Source organism: Tomitella fengzijianii, assembly GCF_007559025.1.
GTDB lineage: Bacteria > Actinomycetota > Actinomycetes > Mycobacteriales > Mycobacteriaceae > Tomitella > Tomitella fengzijianii.
Map to the genome: position 1 here is coordinate 1,668,206 of NZ_CP041765.1, position 16,427 is coordinate 1,684,632.

Annotated in this window: 14 protein-coding genes and 1 pseudogene; 10 read left to right on the top strand and 5 right to left on the bottom strand. The window is 71.7% G+C overall.

Annotated features, from left to right (window positions below; all coding sequences use genetic code 11):
• The first annotated feature begins 83 nt into the window (after positions 1–83).
• From FO059_RS07605 to FO059_RS07620, 4 genes are all read left to right on the top strand, one after another.
• Entirely contained in the window at positions 84–2,717 is a 2,634-nt protein-coding gene (locus FO059_RS07605) for a bifunctional FO biosynthesis protein CofGH (protein WP_143910549.1), read from the top strand.
• Between the two features lie 90 nt (positions 2,718–2,807).
• Positions 2,808–3,131, top strand: coding sequence for a ferredoxin (fdxA, locus tag FO059_RS07610; protein WP_143907703.1), 324 nt, complete (start codon positions 2,808–2,810; stop codon positions 3,129–3,131).
• Positions 3,132–3,249: 118 nt separating this feature from the next.
• Positions 3,250–4,365 (top strand): succinyldiaminopimelate transaminase, encoded by a 1,116-nt coding sequence (dapC, locus tag FO059_RS07615; protein ID WP_235671130.1) that lies wholly within the window; start codon positions 3,250–3,252, stop codon positions 4,363–4,365.
• Between the two features lie 10 nt (positions 4,366–4,375).
• Positions 4,376–4,993 carry a suppressor of fused domain protein gene (locus tag FO059_RS07620; protein WP_143907705.1) on the top strand — a complete coding sequence of 206 codons (618 nt, stop codon included), beginning with the start codon at positions 4,376–4,378 and terminating at the stop codon, positions 4,991–4,993.
• Positions 4,994–4,996: 3 nt separating this feature from the next.
• Here FO059_RS07620 and FO059_RS07625 read toward each other — a convergent pair whose 3' ends face one another.
• Positions 4,997–5,956 carry a cyclase family protein gene (locus FO059_RS07625; RefSeq protein WP_143907707.1) on the bottom strand — a complete coding sequence of 320 codons (960 nt, stop codon included), beginning with the start codon at positions 5,954–5,956 and terminating at the stop codon, positions 4,997–4,999.
• A 324-nt stretch (positions 5,957–6,280) separates the two neighbouring features.
• Here FO059_RS07625 and FO059_RS07630 point away from each other — a divergent pair, with 324 nt between their 5' ends.
• Entirely contained in the window at positions 6,281–7,690 is a 1,410-nt protein-coding gene (locus FO059_RS07630) for an acyl-CoA synthetase (RefSeq protein WP_248475075.1), read from the top strand.
• 75 nt (positions 7,691–7,765) lie between these two features.
• Positions 7,766–8,200, top strand: coding sequence for a PPOX class F420-dependent oxidoreductase (locus FO059_RS07635; protein WP_143907709.1), 435 nt, complete (start codon positions 7,766–7,768; stop codon positions 8,198–8,200).
• A gap of 381 nt (positions 8,201–8,581) precedes the next feature.
• Here FO059_RS07635 and FO059_RS07640 read toward each other — a convergent pair whose 3' ends face one another.
• Positions 8,582–9,058 (bottom strand): hypothetical protein, encoded by a 477-nt coding sequence (locus FO059_RS07640; protein ID WP_143907711.1) that lies wholly within the window; start codon positions 9,056–9,058, stop codon positions 8,582–8,584.
• Between the two features lie 236 nt (positions 9,059–9,294).
• Between FO059_RS07640 and FO059_RS07645 the strand changes: the two genes are divergently transcribed.
• Positions 9,295–10,503: a VanZ family protein gene (locus FO059_RS07645; RefSeq protein WP_168226593.1), complete on the top strand. Its 1,209-nt coding sequence runs from the start codon at positions 9,295–9,297 to the stop codon at positions 10,501–10,503.
• A 19-nt stretch (positions 10,504–10,522) separates the two neighbouring features.
• Here FO059_RS07645 and FO059_RS07650 read toward each other — a convergent pair whose 3' ends face one another.
• The 3 genes from FO059_RS07650 to dapD all read right to left on the bottom strand — a co-directional run bounded on the left by FO059_RS07650 (position 10,523) and on the right by dapD (position 13,687).
• Positions 10,523–10,993, bottom strand: a complete 471-nt coding sequence (locus FO059_RS07650; protein WP_143907715.1) for a nitroreductase family deazaflavin-dependent oxidoreductase — start codon at positions 10,991–10,993, stop codon at positions 10,523–10,525.
• Between the two features lie 104 nt (positions 10,994–11,097).
• Positions 11,098–12,654, bottom strand: a complete 1,557-nt coding sequence (locus FO059_RS07655; RefSeq protein ID WP_143907717.1) for an amino acid permease — start codon at positions 12,652–12,654, stop codon at positions 11,098–11,100.
• A gap of 22 nt (positions 12,655–12,676) precedes the next feature.
• A complete protein-coding gene (dapD, locus tag FO059_RS07660) occupies positions 12,677–13,687 on the bottom strand; it encodes a 2,3,4,5-tetrahydropyridine-2,6-dicarboxylate N-succinyltransferase (RefSeq protein WP_210416620.1) in 1,011 nt (336 codons plus the stop codon).
• An 83-nt stretch (positions 13,688–13,770) separates the two neighbouring features.
• On the opposite strand from dapD, the gene dapE reads away from it, so the two are divergent.
• The 3 genes and pseudogenes from dapE to FO059_RS07675 all read left to right on the top strand — a co-directional run.
• Positions 13,771–14,952, top strand: coding sequence for a succinyl-diaminopimelate desuccinylase (gene dapE, locus FO059_RS07665; protein ID WP_143907721.1), 1,182 nt, complete (start codon positions 13,771–13,773; stop codon positions 14,950–14,952).
• 27 nt (positions 14,953–14,979) lie between these two features.
• Positions 14,980–15,789: an LOG family protein gene (locus FO059_RS07670; protein ID WP_143907723.1), complete on the top strand. Its 810-nt coding sequence runs from the start codon at positions 14,980–14,982 to the stop codon at positions 15,787–15,789.
• Positions 15,786–16,355 (top strand): annotated as a pseudogene (locus FO059_RS07675) (LOG family protein); the annotation flags it as partial. The gene FO059_RS07670 and the pseudogene FO059_RS07675, both read left to right, overlap by 4 nt.
• Positions 16,356–16,427 lie beyond the last annotated feature (72 nt).

A 16,427-nucleotide genomic window follows, 5' to 3' on the forward strand; every position in this document is an offset into this window, starting at 1 on the left:
CCGGCGATACCGCGCACGGCGCGCGTGCGGGGAAGCCGTGGCGGGACGGCATGGTGGGAGGGCGTTGGCGTGTGCCGCGGCCGATGGAGCATCATCGGGGAGTGACTTCCACCGGTTCCGGCGATCGAACGAGCACACCGCTTTCCCATCCGACGACTCCCGCGGCCCCGCCGTCGCCGGCGGCGATGAGACGGGCGCTGCGGCGCGCCGACGACGGCGTGGCGCTGAACGTCGCGGAATCCGCCGTTCTTCTGGGTGCGCGCGGCGCGGATCTCGACCGGCTCTGCGCGGCGGCGGCGCGGGTGCGCGACGCAGGCCTGCGCGCCGAGGGCCGCATCGGGGCCGACGGGCGCGGCATCATCACCTACTCCCGCAAGGTGTTCATCCCGCTCACCCGGTTGTGCCGGGACCGCTGCCACTACTGCACCTTCGTCACCGTGCCGGGAAAGCTGCGCGCGGCGGGCCAGGGCGCGTTCCTGGAGCCGGACGAGGTGCTGCAGATCGCGCGCGAGGGCGCGGCGCTCGGCTGCAAGGAGGCGCTGTTCACGCTGGGCGACAGGCCCGAGGACCGCTGGCCCGAGGCGCGCACCTGGCTGGAGGAGCGCGGCTACGAATCCACGCTGGACTACGTCCGTGCCATGTCGATCCGGGTGCTGGAGGAGACCGGGCTGCTTCCGCACCTGAATCCCGGGGTGATGTCCTGGGCGGAACTGTCGCGGCTCAAGCCGGTCGCGCCCTCGATGGGCATGATGCTCGAGACCACCTCCGAGCGGTTGTTCACCGACCAGGGCGAGGCGCATTACGGCAGCCCGGACAAGGATCCGGCAGTGCGGGTCCGGACGCTCACCGACGCGGGGCGGCTGACGATCCCGTTCACCACGGGCATCCTCGTCGGGATCGGCGAGGACGTACGCGAACGCGCGGAGTCAGTCCACGAACTCCGCCGCCTGCACAAGGCTTTCGGGCACATCCAGGAGGTGATCGTCCAGAATTTCCGGGCCAAGGGCGACACCGCCATGCGGCTGGCCGCCGACGCGGACATCGAGACCTACCGTGCCGCCATCGCCGTCACCCGGCTCGTGATGGGGCCGTCCATGCGGATCCAGGCGCCGCCGAACCTCGTCTCGCCGGAGGAATGCGCCATGCTCCTCGAGGCGGGCGTGGACGACTGGGGAGGGGTCTCGCCGCTCACGCCCGACCACGTCAATCCGGAGCGGCCGTGGCCGGAGATCGCATCGCTCGCCGGGATCACCGCGGCGGGGGGCTTCGAATTGGGGGAGCGGCTGGCCGCGCAGCCGAAGTACATCGCCGCCGGCCAGCCGTGGATCGACCCGCGGATCGCCGCGCACGTGGCCGCGCTTGCGGATCCGGCGACGGGCCTCGCCAGTACGGACGCGTCGCCGCGGGGGCTGCCCTGGCAGGAGCCGGACCCGCAGTGGGAATCGAGCGGCCGGGTGGACCTGGAGACCGCTATCGACGTCGAGGGCCGGCGTAGTGAGACGCGCAGCGACCTCGGCAGCGCGTTCGGCGACTGGGACACCGTGCGCGAGCAGGTCCTGGCCATCGAACATCAGCGCGACGGCGCGCCTGAGCGGCTGGATTCGGAGGTCCTCGCGGCGCTGCGGCACGCTGAGGCGGACCCGGCGGGATGCAGCCGCGAGGAGTACGTGGCGCTCGCGGAGGCGGATGGCGCCGGCCTGGAAGCCGTGGTGTCGCTGGCGGATTCGCTGCGCCGCGACGTGGTCGGCGACGACGTCACCTACATCGTCAACCGGAACATCAACTTCACCAACATCTGCTACACGGGCTGCCGCTTCTGCGCCTTCGCGCAGCGCAAGGGGGACGCGGACGCGTTCACGTTGTCGGCGCGGGAGGTGGCGGACCGCGCGTGGGAGGCGCACGTCGCGGGCGCCACCGAGGTGTGCATGCAGGGCGGCATCGACCCGGAGCTGCCCGTCACCGGCTACGCCGACCTGGTGCGCGCGGTCAAGGCACGCGTCCCGTCGATGCACGTGCACGCGTTCAGCCCGATGGAGATCGTCAACGGCGCGTCACGCGGGGGCGAGAGCGTGCGCGAATGGCTGACCGCGCTCAAGGAGGCGGGGCTCGACACCATCCCGGGCACCGCCGCGGAGATCCTCGACGACGAGGTGCGCTGGGTGCTGACCAAGGGCAAGCTGCCCACCGCGGAGTGGGTGGACGTGATCACGACCGCGCACGAGGTGGGTCTGCCGTCGAGCTCGACGATGATGTACGGCCACGTGGACGCCCCGCACCATTGGGTGGGGCACCTGGAGGTGATCCGGGGGATCCAGGACCGCACCGGCGGTTTCACCGAGTTCGTGCTGCTGCCGTTCGTGCACCAGTCGTCGCCGCTCTACCTGGCGGGCGCGTCGCGGCCGGGGCCCACCATGCGTGAGAACAGGGCGGCGCACGCGTTGGCCCGGATCATGCTGCACGGCCGGATCGCCAACATCCAGACCAGCTGGGTCAAGCTCGGCGTCGAGGGCACGCAGGCGATGCTGCAGGGCGGGGCCAACGACCTGGGCGGCACGCTGATGGAAGAGACGATCTCGCGCATGGCGGGCTCCACGAACGGGTCGGAGAAATCCGTGGCCGAGTTGCATGACATGGCTGCGGGCATCGGCAGGCCGGCGCGGCAGCGGACCACGCTGTACGCGCCCGTGGACTCCCCGGTGACCGTGAGTGCACCCTGAGCGGCGGCGCCGGACGCGACGGCGTCATAATCGACGGTGGTCGCCCACGCTTCTGCGGCGGCCGCTCGATGAAAGGGAGGGCTCACGGCAGTGACCTACGTGATCGCAGAACCATGTGTCGATGTGTTGGATCGTGCGTGCGTCGAGGAATGCCCCGTGGACTGTATCTACGAGGGCAAACGCATGCTGTACATCCAGCCCGATGAATGCGTCGACTGCGGAGCGTGTGAGCCGGTGTGTCCGGTGGAGGCGATCTTCTACGAGGACGACGTCCCCGACGAGTGGGAGCGCTACACGGCGGCCAACGTCGACTTCTTCGACACGTTGGGGTCCCCGGGGGGCGCATCGAAGGTGGGCGTGACCGACCACGACCCGGAGTGGATCATGAAGCTTCCGCCCATGGGCGAGGAATGACCCGTCCACGATGATGACCCGTTTCCACTGATGACAGAGTGTTGACGGCACACGCGCGCCCCGCCGGCCGGCGGGGCGCGCGTGTGCCGTCAACACCCACGATGTGAGGAATTCTTCTGTGCGCACACCGCTGACGGGCACGCTGCCCGGGTTCCCGTGGGATACGCTCGCCGCCGCCAAGGCGGAGGCCGGGGCGCACCCGGACGGCATCGCGGACCTGTCCGTGGGCACCCCGGTGGATCCCGTCGCCCCGGTGATCCGCGAGGCGCTCGCGTCGGTCGCGGACGCACCCGGCTACCCGACGACGGCGGGCACTCCCGCGCTGCAGGAGGCCGCGCTCGCGGCGCTGGGCCGGCGCTTCGGGATCGGGTCCGGGCACGGGGCGCCGCGACTCGGCATGGTCCCGGCCATCGGCACCAAGGAGATGATCGCGTCGCTGCCGTCGCACCTCGGCCTGGGGGCGCAGGACACGGTCGTCATCCCCGAGTTGGCCTACCCGACATACGAGGTGGGTGCGCTTCTTGCCGGGGCGCGCCCCGTCCGCGCGGACGGCACCGCGCAGCTGGGCCCGGCCCCCGTGACGATGATCTTCATCAATTCGCCCGCGAACCCCAGTGGGAGGATCCTCGGCGTGGACCACCTGCGCAAGGTGGTCGACTGGGCGCGTCAGCGCGGCGCCATCGTCGTATCCGACGAGTGCTACCTGGGCCTGGCCTGGGACGCGGAGGCGGTGTCGATCCTCGACGAGCGGGTGCACGGCGGCGACGTGACGGGGCTGATCGCGATCCACTCGCTGTCGAAGACGTCGAGCCTGGCCAGTTACCGCGCGGGGTTCGCGGCGGGCGATCCGGCGTTGCTGGGCGAGCTCCTCGAGGTGCGCAAGCATGCGGGGCTCATGCTGCCGCTGCCGGTGCAGGCGGCGATGGTGGCCGCGCTCACCGACGACGCGCACGAGGCCGAGCAGCGTGAGCGTTACCGGCGCCGCCGTGCGGTCCTGCGTCCGGCGGTGCTGAAGGCGGGCTTCCGGATCGATGACTCCGACGGCGGGCTGTACCTGTGGGCCACGCGGGACGAGCCGTGCCGCGACACCGTCGACCGGCTGGCGGCGCTGGGCATCCTCGTCGCTCCCGGGGACTTCTACGGCCCCCGGGGCGCGCGGCACGTCCGGATGGCGCTCACCGCGTCGGACGACCGCATCGCCGCCGCCGCCGATCGGCTCGCCGACGCAGCATAGGCTGGCGGCCATGGATGTTCAGGAGACCACGCGGCGGGTCCAGGAGGGGGTCGCCGCCGGGGCGAAGGTCGTGCGGTTCCGCGATGGCGTTCGCGACGACCAGCCGGAGGGGACGCCGCCCGAGGAGGTGTCGGTGCTCGTCGCCGACGGCTCGCCGGGTACCGGATTCACCTCGTACAGCACGGTCGACATGGCGCGGTTCCCGACCAACGTCGCCGACGACGCGGGCAGGCGGGTGGCCAGTGAACTCATCACCGTCGGACGCAGTGGTCAGCGGGAATTCTCCGACGTGCTGGCCGCGTGCGCATTCGCCGTGGCCGGCGGTTCCCTGCACGTGACTCCGCTGGCGATGATCCCGGACGCGGTGGCGGCCTCCGCGCCCGGGCACGCCACGCGGCATGTCCTTCTGGTGCCGCCGTTCATCTGGCCCGACCTGCAGATCGTGGTGGAAGAGGACGAGGACGCCGACGCCGGGCTGCCGGCCCAGGTCACCACGTGGCTGCAGGCGGTGCCGATCTCGGACGACGAGTTCCGGTACGCCACCGATCACGGCGCGCAGTCGCTGTTCGACCGGCTCGAGCGTGCCGGGGCGGACGTGTCGGACCTGGACCGCGCCTCGGTGATCTGAGGGTCACTTGACGGCCACCGGGTTCACCGGAGAGCCTGCGCCCCCCACGATCCGCAGGGCCTGCGCTGCCAGGAAGAACTCGTACACGCCGTCGTCCGCGCAATCGTCGGCGAGGTCCTCGAGCCACCAGAGTTCGCCCAGATGCATGCCCATGTCGCGGATCATGACCATGTGCAGCGGGCTGGCGACACCCGGAAGGGGGCTCGGCCCCTCGACCGCGAGGGTGTCCGCGGCGACGGCGGCCACGCGATGGCGCTCGAACCATTCGGCGGTGCGATAGTCGAGGCCCGCGGCCGTCGTACCGAACCGCGACCAATCGTCCCCGTCGACGACGGTCATCGCGCCGGTGCGGATCAGGACGATGTCGCCCGGCCGCACCTCGACACCTTCGGCGGCGGCGACGGCATCGAGGTCGTCGGCGCTGATGGAACGATCCGCCGGAAGAATCTCCAATCCGTGCCAACGGGCCACATCCAGGAGGATCCCGCGCCCGACGAAGTCGCCGTGCACTTTGTCGATTCCGTTCTTCGCGGCACCGTGCACGCTCACCGAAGCCGCGGGGACACCGTTGTAGAGCATGTCGCCGTAGTACATGTGGCAGAGCGCGTCCCACTGCGTCGACCCCTGGGTCGGCATGATCAGCATGTCGTCGGTGGGCTCCGCGCCGCCGCCGAGTGGCAGGCCGGCCGATTCGTTGCCCGTGTGCGTCATGACGTGAATCGGGTTGAACCTGCCCATCATTCCGTTCTGCGGGCCGACTCCCGACTTGAGGGGCAGCCCCAGGGGGAACACCTGGCCGGTGCGGATCATCGCCGCGGCGGCGACGCGGCGCTCGGGCGTCAGGTGGTTGAGAGTGCCCTTCTCGTCGTCGTCCCCCCACCTGCCCCACGCCCGCCGCGCTTCGCCGTACGCGAAGATCGCGGCCTCCGAACGCCGTCGGATCTCGCCGGGTACTCGCCGCATCAATTTCCTCCAGCCCGCGCACCGGTGCGCTCCGTTGTCGTGTCCGGGTGTGAAGCGGTATGCCGTTCAGCAACCCGTGCCGATCGTCGACACGGGTGAGTGTCGTGCGTCTCAGTCGGGCCGCGCATGCCCGCGTCCCGGTATTCGGGCACGGGATAGCGTGGTGCTGTCGGGCGCGGAGGCGAGAGGATCGGTGCGACTGTGGACGCGATAGGGGACGGCGCTGCAACGGCAGGGATCGGAGCGGGGAGTCCCGGGAGGAACGCATCCGGGCCGGGGGCATCGGGGGCGGCTCGTCGCGCCTGGCTTCCCCTCGGCACCGCCGTGGGGGGAGACGATCCCGACACCCTCGTCATCGGCGACGTCCGGATGTCCAGACACGACCTCTACGCGGCGGCGACGGCGGCGGCCGAACGGATCGCGGGCGCCGGGCGGGTGGCAGTGTTCGCGCGGCCGACCGCGCAGACGGTGCTGGCCGTGCTCGGCGGCCTGATCGCCGGAGTCACCGTCGTGCCGGTGCCGCCGGACTTCGGGCCGGGGGAGATCGCGCACATCCTGCGGGATTCCGGCGCGCAGGCGTGGCTGGGCGACGGCCCTGATCCGGCGGTCGCGACGGGGGCGCCGACTCTTCCGCGCATACCGGTCCGTCTGCACGCACGGTCGTGGCATTCGCTGCCGCAGCCGGCCCCGGAATCGGCCGCTCTCGTCATCTACACGTCGGGCACCACCGGCGCGCCCAAAGGCGTCGTGCTGAGCCATTGCGCCATCGCGGCCGATCTCGACGGGCTTGCCCGGGCGTGGCAGTGGACCTCCGGCGACGTCCTGGTGCACGGGCTGCCGTTGTTCCACGTGCACGGACTGGTGCTCGGCATCCTCGGCCCTCTGCGCCGGGGCGGGCGCGTCATCCACACGGTGCGTCCCACGCCGGAGCGCTACGCGGCGCACCGCGGGACCATGTACTTCGGAGTGCCGACGGTGTGGAGTCGCGTGGCCGCCGAGCCGGATGCGGCTCGTGCACTGGCGCATGCGCGCCTGCTGATCTCCGGAAGCGCGCCGCTGCCCGTGCCTGTGTTCGACCGGCTGCGCACGCTCACCGGCCTCGCGCCGATCGAACGCTACGGGATGTCGGAGACGCTCATCACGCTCTCCACCCGCGCTGACGGCGAACGGCGGCCGGGCTGGGTGGGGATGCCGGTCGAGGGCGTCGAGACCCGGCTGCGCGACGAGCACGGAGAGCCGGTGCCGCACGACGGCGAGTCGATCGGCGGGCTGCAGGTGCGGGGCGCGACGCTGTTCGACGGCTACCTGAACAAGCCGGACGTCACGGCGGCGGAGTTCACTGCCGACGGGTGGTTCCGCACCGGCGACGTCGCCTGCATCGATGACGGCGGATTCCACCGCATCGTCGGCCGGGAGTCGACAGACCTGATCAAGTCCGGCGGATACCGGGTGGGGGCGGGCGAGGTGGAGACGGCCGTGGCGGCCCACCCGGACGTCGCGGAGGTCGCGGTGGTCGGCGTGGCCGACGACGACCTGGGCCAGCGGATCGTCGCGTTCGTCGTGGCGCGCGACCGGGCGGGGGCACAGCGGCTGCGCGCGGACGGCGGCGCATCGGTGGTCGAAACCGTTTCCGCTGCGTTGTCGGCGCACAAGCGCCCCCGCGAGGTGCGGGTGGTCGATGCGCTGCCCCGCAACGCGATGGGCAAGATTCAGAAGAAGCAGCTGCTCCGGTAGCGGTGGCGCCCCGGTCTTCGGGGCCGGGTGCCCGGACTCGCTGTGACCCGCGACACTCGGCGGTATCCTTGTGGAATGAGTGAGGGAGCCCAGCAGCATCTAGAAGCCTTGTTCTCCGATCACGGAGTGGGGGCGCTCGTCACCCTCAAGACGGACGGCCGCCCGCAGATCTCCAACGTGATGTACTCCTTCGAACGCGGTCGGCAGATGTTCGAGGTCTCGGTGACGGACACCCGCGCCAAGACCACCAATCTGCGCCGCGACCCGAGGGTGAGCCTTCACGTCAGCTCGTCCGACGGCTGGTCGTACGCGGTCGCGGAGGGCCGCGCCGAGCTGAGCCCCCCGGCGTCGGATCCGCACGATGCGACGGTCACCGGCCTGGCGTTGCTGTACGAGAAGCTGCAGGGCGAGCATCCGGACTGGGACGAGTTCCGCATGGCGATGATCCACGAGCGCCGTCTGCTTCTGACCATCCACGTGGAACGCGTGTACGGGGTCACCCGGGACTGATCGTTCGTCGGAGCCGAGCAAGGCGACGACGATGCGGACCTCCGGACGCCGCGCGGTACGCGTGCGCGCAGCGCCGGCACCGCAGGCGGGACGCGGTCGGGATCCGGGTGCAGACCCGGCGCTTCCGTACGGCGTGGTCATGGCCACCGGCGCCGGCTCGCACGTGGCCGACGCCGCCGGCCTTCCCTGGCTGCGGCTCCCGCTTCTGTGGATTGCCGTCGCCCTGGCGGTCGTCATCGCCGTCGCGGGGGCCGCCCGGATCCTCACCGGCCGTCTCGCCCCGCGTGACGGCATGCGGGCCGTGCGGTTCGGTGCGCTGTCGATACCGATAGGGCTCGCGGTCATCGCCGGCGGCCTGGCAGGCGTCGGCGGCATCGCGGTCTACCCCGCGGCGGCGGTGGCCGTTCTGTCCTGGGTGACGATGGCCGTTCTCGCGCCATGGTCCGCCGTGGCGGCGTCCAGGCACCTCCCGGAGCCGGGCCGCGTCGACGGGACCTGGTTCCTGCTGCCCGCGGCGCCGCTGGCCGGGGCGGTCGCCGCCGTCGACGTCGCCGCCGCGGTTCCGGACGGGCTGCGTGCTGCGCTCGACTGGTTCGCGCTGGGCGCCGCCGCAGCAGGAACCGCCGCGTACGTGGTGGTCGCCGTCGCAGCGGTGGCGTCCATGACGACGCGCAAAGCGGCCTTCCGTCCCGCGGTGGCATGGTGGATCGCCGCCGGATGCGCAGGGCTGGCCGCGGCCGCGGTGGGACGGGCGGCGGCAGCCCCGGTGATCGCGGCCGCGGTGGACGGAACGTGGGCGGTGCAGTGGTCCGTGTGGATGCTCGTCGCCGCGGCGAGCATCCTGCTGGTGCCGATCATCGCCTTGTCCGCCGCGTACCTGGCGCGCCGCCGGGCGGTTTCCGCGCGGGCGCCGTGGCCGCCGACGTTCTCGACGGGCGTCTACGCCCTGGGTCTGGGGCAGGCGGACAGACTGGCGCACGGCGCGGCGGTGCACGGGTGGTACCGGACCGCCGCGCCGTGGCCACGCTCGTCCTGTGGGTCTGCACCTCGGCGGCGCACGTTTACGGCCGTCCGGGCCCTGGCACACTGTCCGCGTGGATCAATGGGTGTGGCCGGCGTACATCGGGGTGATCGGCGGCGTCGTACTGTTCGCGCTCGTCTTCGTGCCGGCGTTGATCGTCCAGGTGCGGCGCTACGGCTCCCTGAGCCTGGCCCGCCTGCTCGGCACCGCCGCGCTCGCCGTGTACGCGGTGGCGCTCGTCGCCTACACGCTCCTGCCGCTGCCCACCGGCGACCTCTCCGTGTGGTGCGTGGAGCACGGGGTGTCCGGGGCACAGCTGAATCCCCTGCAGTTCATCGACGACATCCGGTCGCAGACCGCCGGCATGGGCATCACCGCCGCCGCGGCCAGCCGGGTGGTGCTGCAAGTGGTCTTCAACGTCCTCCTCTTCATTCCGTTCGGCCTGTTCACGCGCCGTTTCGTCGGGCGCGGGGTCGTCTTCGCCACGGTGGCCGCGTTCGCCGTATCGGCGGCGATCGAAGCGACGCAGTACACGGGCATCTGGGGCCTGATCGGCTGCTCTTACCGCGTGGCGGACGTCGACGACCTCATCGCGAACACGCTCGGCGGCCTGCTGGGCGCGCTCATCGCCCCGCTGGTGCTGGCGTGGATGCCGCAGAGTCGTGACCTCGCGCGCAGGCGGCTCACACCGCGGCCGGTGACGGCGCGGCGCCGCTGGGCCGGGATGCTCATCGACGCGTTCGGCTTCCTGGTATCCGGCGCGGTCCTCGTCATCGGCTGGCGGATGGTGATGCTGGGCCTGGGCCGCGACCTTGGCGAGACGCACGAGTGGACCGAGTGGGCGTTGCAGTTCGCGGTGCCTTTGTCGGTGGTCTTCGCGCTGCCGCCGGCGATGGGCGGCGGCGCGTCGTGGGGACAGCGCGCGGTGTGGCTGGTTCCCGTGCGTCGGGACGGCCGTGGCCTGGGCCCGGTGCAGCGCTTCGGGCGCGCGTGGATCGTCGGCGGGCTCTGGGCCGCGCTGCAGTGCGTGCAGGCGGCTCCGCCGGTCTCGGAGGGATGGTCCGACCGGGCCTCGATCGCCGCTGTGTTGATCGGAGCCGCCGCCGTGGTCGCGGTCGTCTGCACCCGGGACCGGCGCGGCCTGTCCGGCATGATGAGCGGTGCGCGCATAGTCGACGCGCGCGCAGCGGAAGACGACGACGATTGCGGGCAGGACGCCGGAAGTGCGATCGGTGCCCCGCCCGCCGACCGTCGGCCCGCCGACTGTCCGGCCGACTGCTGAACGCCGTACGGCGGTCCGGTCAGTCTGTCGCCGATTCCAGCACGAAGACGGGGATGAGCCGCGTCGTCTTCTCCTGGTACTCCGCGTAAGGGGGGTAGGCGGCGACGGCGCGTTCCCACCACGCCGCGCGCTCGTCACCGTGCACCTCGCGGGCGACGAATGCGCCCTTGGTCCGGCCGTCGCGGACCTGTACGCGCGGATTCTCGGTGAGGTTCCGGTACCAGACGGGGTTCTCGGGGGCGCCGCCCTTGGACGCCACGGCCGCGTAGTCCCCGTCGTGCTCCACCCGCATCACCGGGGTCTTGCGGAGCTTGCCGGATCTGGCGCCGATGTTGTCCACGATGACGACCGGCATTCCGGCCATCTCGGTGCCCTCGGTCCCCCCGGACCCCTCGTAGAGCTCCACCTGATCGCGGACCCACCGGGCGGGGCTGGGTGCGTACTCGGGGGTTCCGCCGGTGGGGGAGTCGCCGTCAATGCCGTGTGCCATGCCAGACCCTTCCTGTCCCGTTTCGACGTGGAACGTCTGCCTCAACGTCGATCCACGCGGTTTCCACGCCGATTCATGCGGTTTCCACGCCGAACCGTGCAGCTTCAATGCCGATCCGTGCCGTCGGCGAGCCGATCCGTCTCATCGGGCCGCTCGACGGTGACCTCCGTGGGCCTGGAGGTCGCGTCGGATGACCGTTCCCCAGCGTAGGCGTCGACGGCGGGGTCGGGTTGCGCTTCGCCGCCCGGCCCGGTCGGACCGGCGTCCGGGAAGGCGACGGCGTCGGGGTGTTTGCGCCACCACCGCGAGTTCAGCACTGAAAGCGCCACGAGCACCGCGAAGAACACCGCGGTGGCGATGAGCTGGTTGCGGGCCGTGGTGTCGGTGCACATCAGCACCACCAGTGCGACGAGTCCTGCGAGGGTGAACCAGCTCAGATACGGGTGCAGCCACATGCGCAGCCGCAGCGTGCCTTCCCGCTCGAAGCGGGACCGCAGCCGCAGCTGCGAGATCGCGATCATCGCCCACATCACGAGCAGCACGGCGCCGACGGCGTTGAACAGGATCTCCAACAGCTTGTCCGGCAGCAGCCAGTTCAGTACCACCGTGACGAACGAGAAGAACACCGACAGCAGCACTGCGGCCCGGGGCGCACCGTTGCCGGCCACGGACCCGAACACCCGCGGGGCCTCGCCGTTGCGGGCGAGCGAGAACACCATGCGCGCGGTGCCGTAGATCTGCGCGTTGAACGAGGACAGCAGCGCCACCACCACGACGAGCTCCATGAAACCGGAGGCCAGCGGGATCTGCGCCACGTCGAGCACGGCGACGAACGGGCTGGAGGCCAGTGCGCCGTCGGTCCACGGCAGCACCAGCACCATGATGGCGATCGAACCGAGGTAGAACGCCCCGATCCGCCAGACGACGTTGCGTACGGCGATGCCGATGGAACGCTCCGGATCCTCCGACTCGGCGGAGGCAATGGCCACCAGTTCGATGCCGCCGAAGGCGAACGCCACCACCAGGAGCCCGCTGGCCACGCCGGACCAGCCGTTGGGCATGAAGCCGCCGTCCCCGAGGAAGTGCGTGAAGCCCACCGGATCGGTGCCGGGCAGCAGGCCGAACACCAGCAGTACGCCCAGCACCAGGAATGCGATGATCACGCCGACCTTGAGGGCCGCGAACCAGAACTCGAACTCGCCGAAGTTGCTCACCTTGCTGAGGTTGACGACGGCGAAGAAGATCACGAACACCAGCGCGATCACCCACTGGGAGACCCCTGGTATCCAGGTGTGCACGATCTCGGAGGCGCCGGTGATCTCGGCGCCGAGCACCATGATCAGCATCGCCCAGTACAGCCAGCCCATGGAGAACCCGGCCCACTGGCCGATGCCCAGACGGGCGTACTCGGCGAACGAACCGCTGGAGGGCCTGGCCGCGCCCATCTCGCCGAGCATGCGCATCACCAGGACGACGATCACCCCGGCGAACACGTACGACAGCAGGACCGCCGGTCCGGCCTTGGCGATGCCCTCTCCGCTGCCGAGGAACAGGCCGGCGCCGATCGCCGAACCCAGCCCCATCATCGTGATGTGCCGGGTCTTCAGCCCGTGGCCCAGCGCGCCGGTGCCGGCGGCGGGCGTGGTGTCGTGGGTGCTCATCGTGGGGTGATCCTCCGCCCGCTCAGTTCTTGTGCAGGGCGCTGTTGAGCTCGATGCCGGACCCCGTGCGCGAGACGGCTTCGACGCTGCCCGTCTGGGAGTTGCGGCGGTAGAGCAGACCGGAGGTCCCGGACAGGGCGGCGGCCTTGACGACGGCGCCGCTGGGATTCGCGTCCGCATCGGTCGCGTCCGCGGCGTCGAGGAGGGTGACCTTGGTTCCGGCGGTCAGGTACAGCCCCGCCTCCACCACGCAGTCGTCGCCCAGCGAAATGCCGACGCCGGCGTTGGCCCCCAGCAGGCAGCTGCGGCCGACGGTGATGACCTCCTTGCCGCCGCCGGAGAGCGTGCCCATGATCGACGCGCCGCCGCCGACGTCGCTGCCGTCGCCCACGACCACGCCGGCGGAGATGCGGCCCTCGACCATCGAGGCGCCGAGCGTGCCCGCGTTGAAGTTCACGAAGCCCTCGTGCATCACCGTCGTGCCCTCGGCCAGGTGGGCTCCCAGGCGTACGCGGTCGGCGTCGGCGATGCGGACCCCGGCGGGCACGACGTAGTCGACCATCCGCGGGAACTTGTCCACCGAATAGACGGTGACGGGCCCGTCCGCCGCGAGCGCGGCGCGGACCGATTCGAATCCCTGCGGCGAGCACGGCCCGTGGTTGGTCCACACCACGTTGGCGAGCAGCCCGAACAGCCCGTCCAGGTTGAGCCGGTGCGGGGCGACCAGCCGGTGGGAGAGCAGGTGCAGGCGCAGGAAGGCGTCATGGGTGTCGACGGGCGGGGCGTCCAGCGAGGCGATGGTGGTCCGGACGGCGACGCGCTGCGTGCCGCGGCGGTCGTCCGCCCCGGTGAGCCGCGCAAGGCCGGCGGGGACGGCGTCGGCCTCCAGGCGGGTCGTGCCCGCCGCGGTGCCGGACGACTCCGCGTCGAGCCGCGGATCCGGATACCAGGTGTCCAGGACGGTGCCGTCCCGGGTGATGGTGGCGACTCCGGTTCCGGTGGCGCCGTCTCGGCGCGTCTTCGCTGCGGGTATCACGGGGGATCAGCCTACAACCGGTCCGCCGGGGTCGCCGGGTCGCGGGCGTCGTCGGCGGCGACCATCGATACGCTGGGCTGATGACGAGCCGAGACGCAACACACACGGACAGCCCGGGAGCCGGCGCCGCGGAACGGCCCGTGCTCGACCTGGCCGGGGATGTCGCGGAACTCGCGGCGGCGCTGGTGGACATACCCAGCGTCTCGCGTGACGAGGCGCTGATCGCGGACACCGTGGAGGCGGCTCTCCGTGCACAGGCCCCGCACCTGGAGGTGGTGCGCTCGGGCAACGCGGTGCTCGCGCGCACCACGCTCGGCCGGGCGCGCCGGGTGATGCTGGCAGGACATCTCGACACGGTCCCCATCGCCGGCAACGTGCCGTCGCGGCGGGTGGTGGGAGCGGGGGACGCCGCGGGGGCGCCGGGGGAGGCGCCTGAAGCGGACCTGCTCTACGGCTGCGGCACGGTGGACATGAAATCGGGGGACGCGGTCTTCCTCCACCTCGCCGCCACGCTGACGGAGCCTGCGCACGACATCACCGTGGTCCTCTACGACTGCGAGGAGATCGCCGCCGAGTTCAACGGCCTCGGCCGCATCGAACGCGACCTGCCCGAGTGGCTGCGTGCCGACGTCGCCGTCCTGGGCGAGCCGTCCGACGGGGTCATCGAGGCGGGATGCCAGGGCACGCTGCGGGTGCGCCTGACCACGGCAGGGGTCCGGTCGCATTCGGCGCGGTCGTGGCTGGGGGTCAACGCCGTGCACGGGCTCGCGCCCGTCCTGCAGCGGCTGGCGGGCTACGCGCCGCGGCAGGTGGACATCGACGGCTGCGTCTATCGGGAGGGCCTGCAGGCCGTGCGGATCAGCGGAGGCGTGGCGGGCAACGTGGTCCCGGATGCGGCATCGGTGGACGTGAACTTCAGGTTCGCACCCGACCGCACCGCGGACGAGGCGCTCGAGCACGTGCGGGAGGTGTTCGCCGGGGTGGACGCGGACATGGAGGTCACCGACCTGTCGCCGGGCGCCCTTCCCGGCCTCGGCGCCCCCGCGGCCGTCGAACTCGTCGCGGCGGCCGGCGGCCGGTTCCGCGCGAAGTACGGCTGGACGGATGTCTCGCGCTTCGCCGCGGCGGGCGTCCCCGCCGTCAACTACGGGCCCGGGGATCCCAACCTCGCGCACACGCGCGGCGAGTTCGTCGACACCGCGCAGATCCACCAGGTCGAGCGGGTGCTGCGCTCCTACCTGACCACCGGCGTTCCGGAGTGACGTGGCGGTGCGGATAACCTCGGACCCATGAGCCCCGACAGAGACTCCGACGTATCCGCACGCCCGCGGGGCGTATTCGGCCCGCGCGACCGTCGCGATTCCACGTCGACGCCCGAGCAGCGTCTGCTGGACCATCGGGGCCCCGGAGACTGGGTGCACACCGACCCGTGGCGGGTGCTGCGGATCCACAGCGAGTTCATCGAGGGTTTCGGGGCGCTCGCCGAGCTTCCGCGGGCGGTGTCGATCTTCGGATCGGCGCGCGTGGGGGAGACGTCGGACACCTACCGGGACACGCGGCGGCTGGCCGGCAAGTTCGTCGACGCCGGGTACGCGGTGATCACGGGCGGCGGCCCCGGCGTGATGGAGGCGGGCAACCGCGGCGCCGTGGACGCCGACGGGCTCTCGGTGGGGCTCGGTATCGAACTTCCGCATGAGCAGGGCATGAACCGCTGGGTGGAGACGGGACTGAACTTCCGGTACTTCTTCACCCGCAAGACCATGTTCGTCAAGTATTCGCAGGCCTTCGTGTGCATGCCGGGGGGCTTCGGCACGCTCGACGAGCTCTCCGAGGCGCTCACGCTGGTGCAGACCGGCAAGATCACGCGGTTCCCCATCGTCCTCGTCGGCTCGGCGTTCTGGGACGGGCTGGTGCGCTGGCTGCGCGACACCCTCGTCGCCGAGGGCATGATCGACGCGGCCGACGTGGACCTGATCCATGTCACGGATTCCCTCGACGACGCGGTGCGCTTCGTCGTCGAGGCGCACCAGGAGCTCGACGGGGATGTGCAGGCGGTCGACGGGCCCACCGGTCCGGCCGGCGAGGTGGGGCCGCAGTGACGGGGACGGCGGACGGCGGGGCCGGCAGCGCCCCGGCCGGCGCGGTCTCGGTGTGCGTCTTCTGCGCGTCGGGCCCGGTTCCCGCGCGGTACGAGGAGTTGGCGGCGGATGTGGGAACGGCGCTCGCCGCGCGCGGCTGGACCCTCGTCTCGGGAGGGGGACGGGTGTCGATGATGGGCGCGGTGGCGCGGTCGGCCAGGGCCGGCGGCGCCCGGACCGTCGGCGTGATCCCCCGCGGACTCGTCGACATGGAGGTGATGGATTCCGACGCCGACGAGCTTCTGGTGACCGAGACGATGCGGGAGCGCAAGACGCTGATGGACGCGCACGCCGACGCTTTCCTGGCGCTGCCGGGCGGCCTGGGAACCGTCGAGGAGCTCAGCGAGGTGTGGACGGCGTCGACTCTGGGCATGCACGACAAGCCGGTCGTGGTACTGGATCCGGACGGTCATTACGCGGGCCTGATGGCGTGGCTGCGGGAGATCGCCGGCGAAGGCTTCGTGCGGCACGAGGCGCTCGACAGGCTGCCGGTCGCGGCGACGATCGCCGAGGCGCTCGACCTGTGCGCGGGCGCCGCCCACACCAGCGGCACTGCGGTCCGGCAGGTCGGCCGTTCCGCGGTGGCTGGCGCAGCCGGG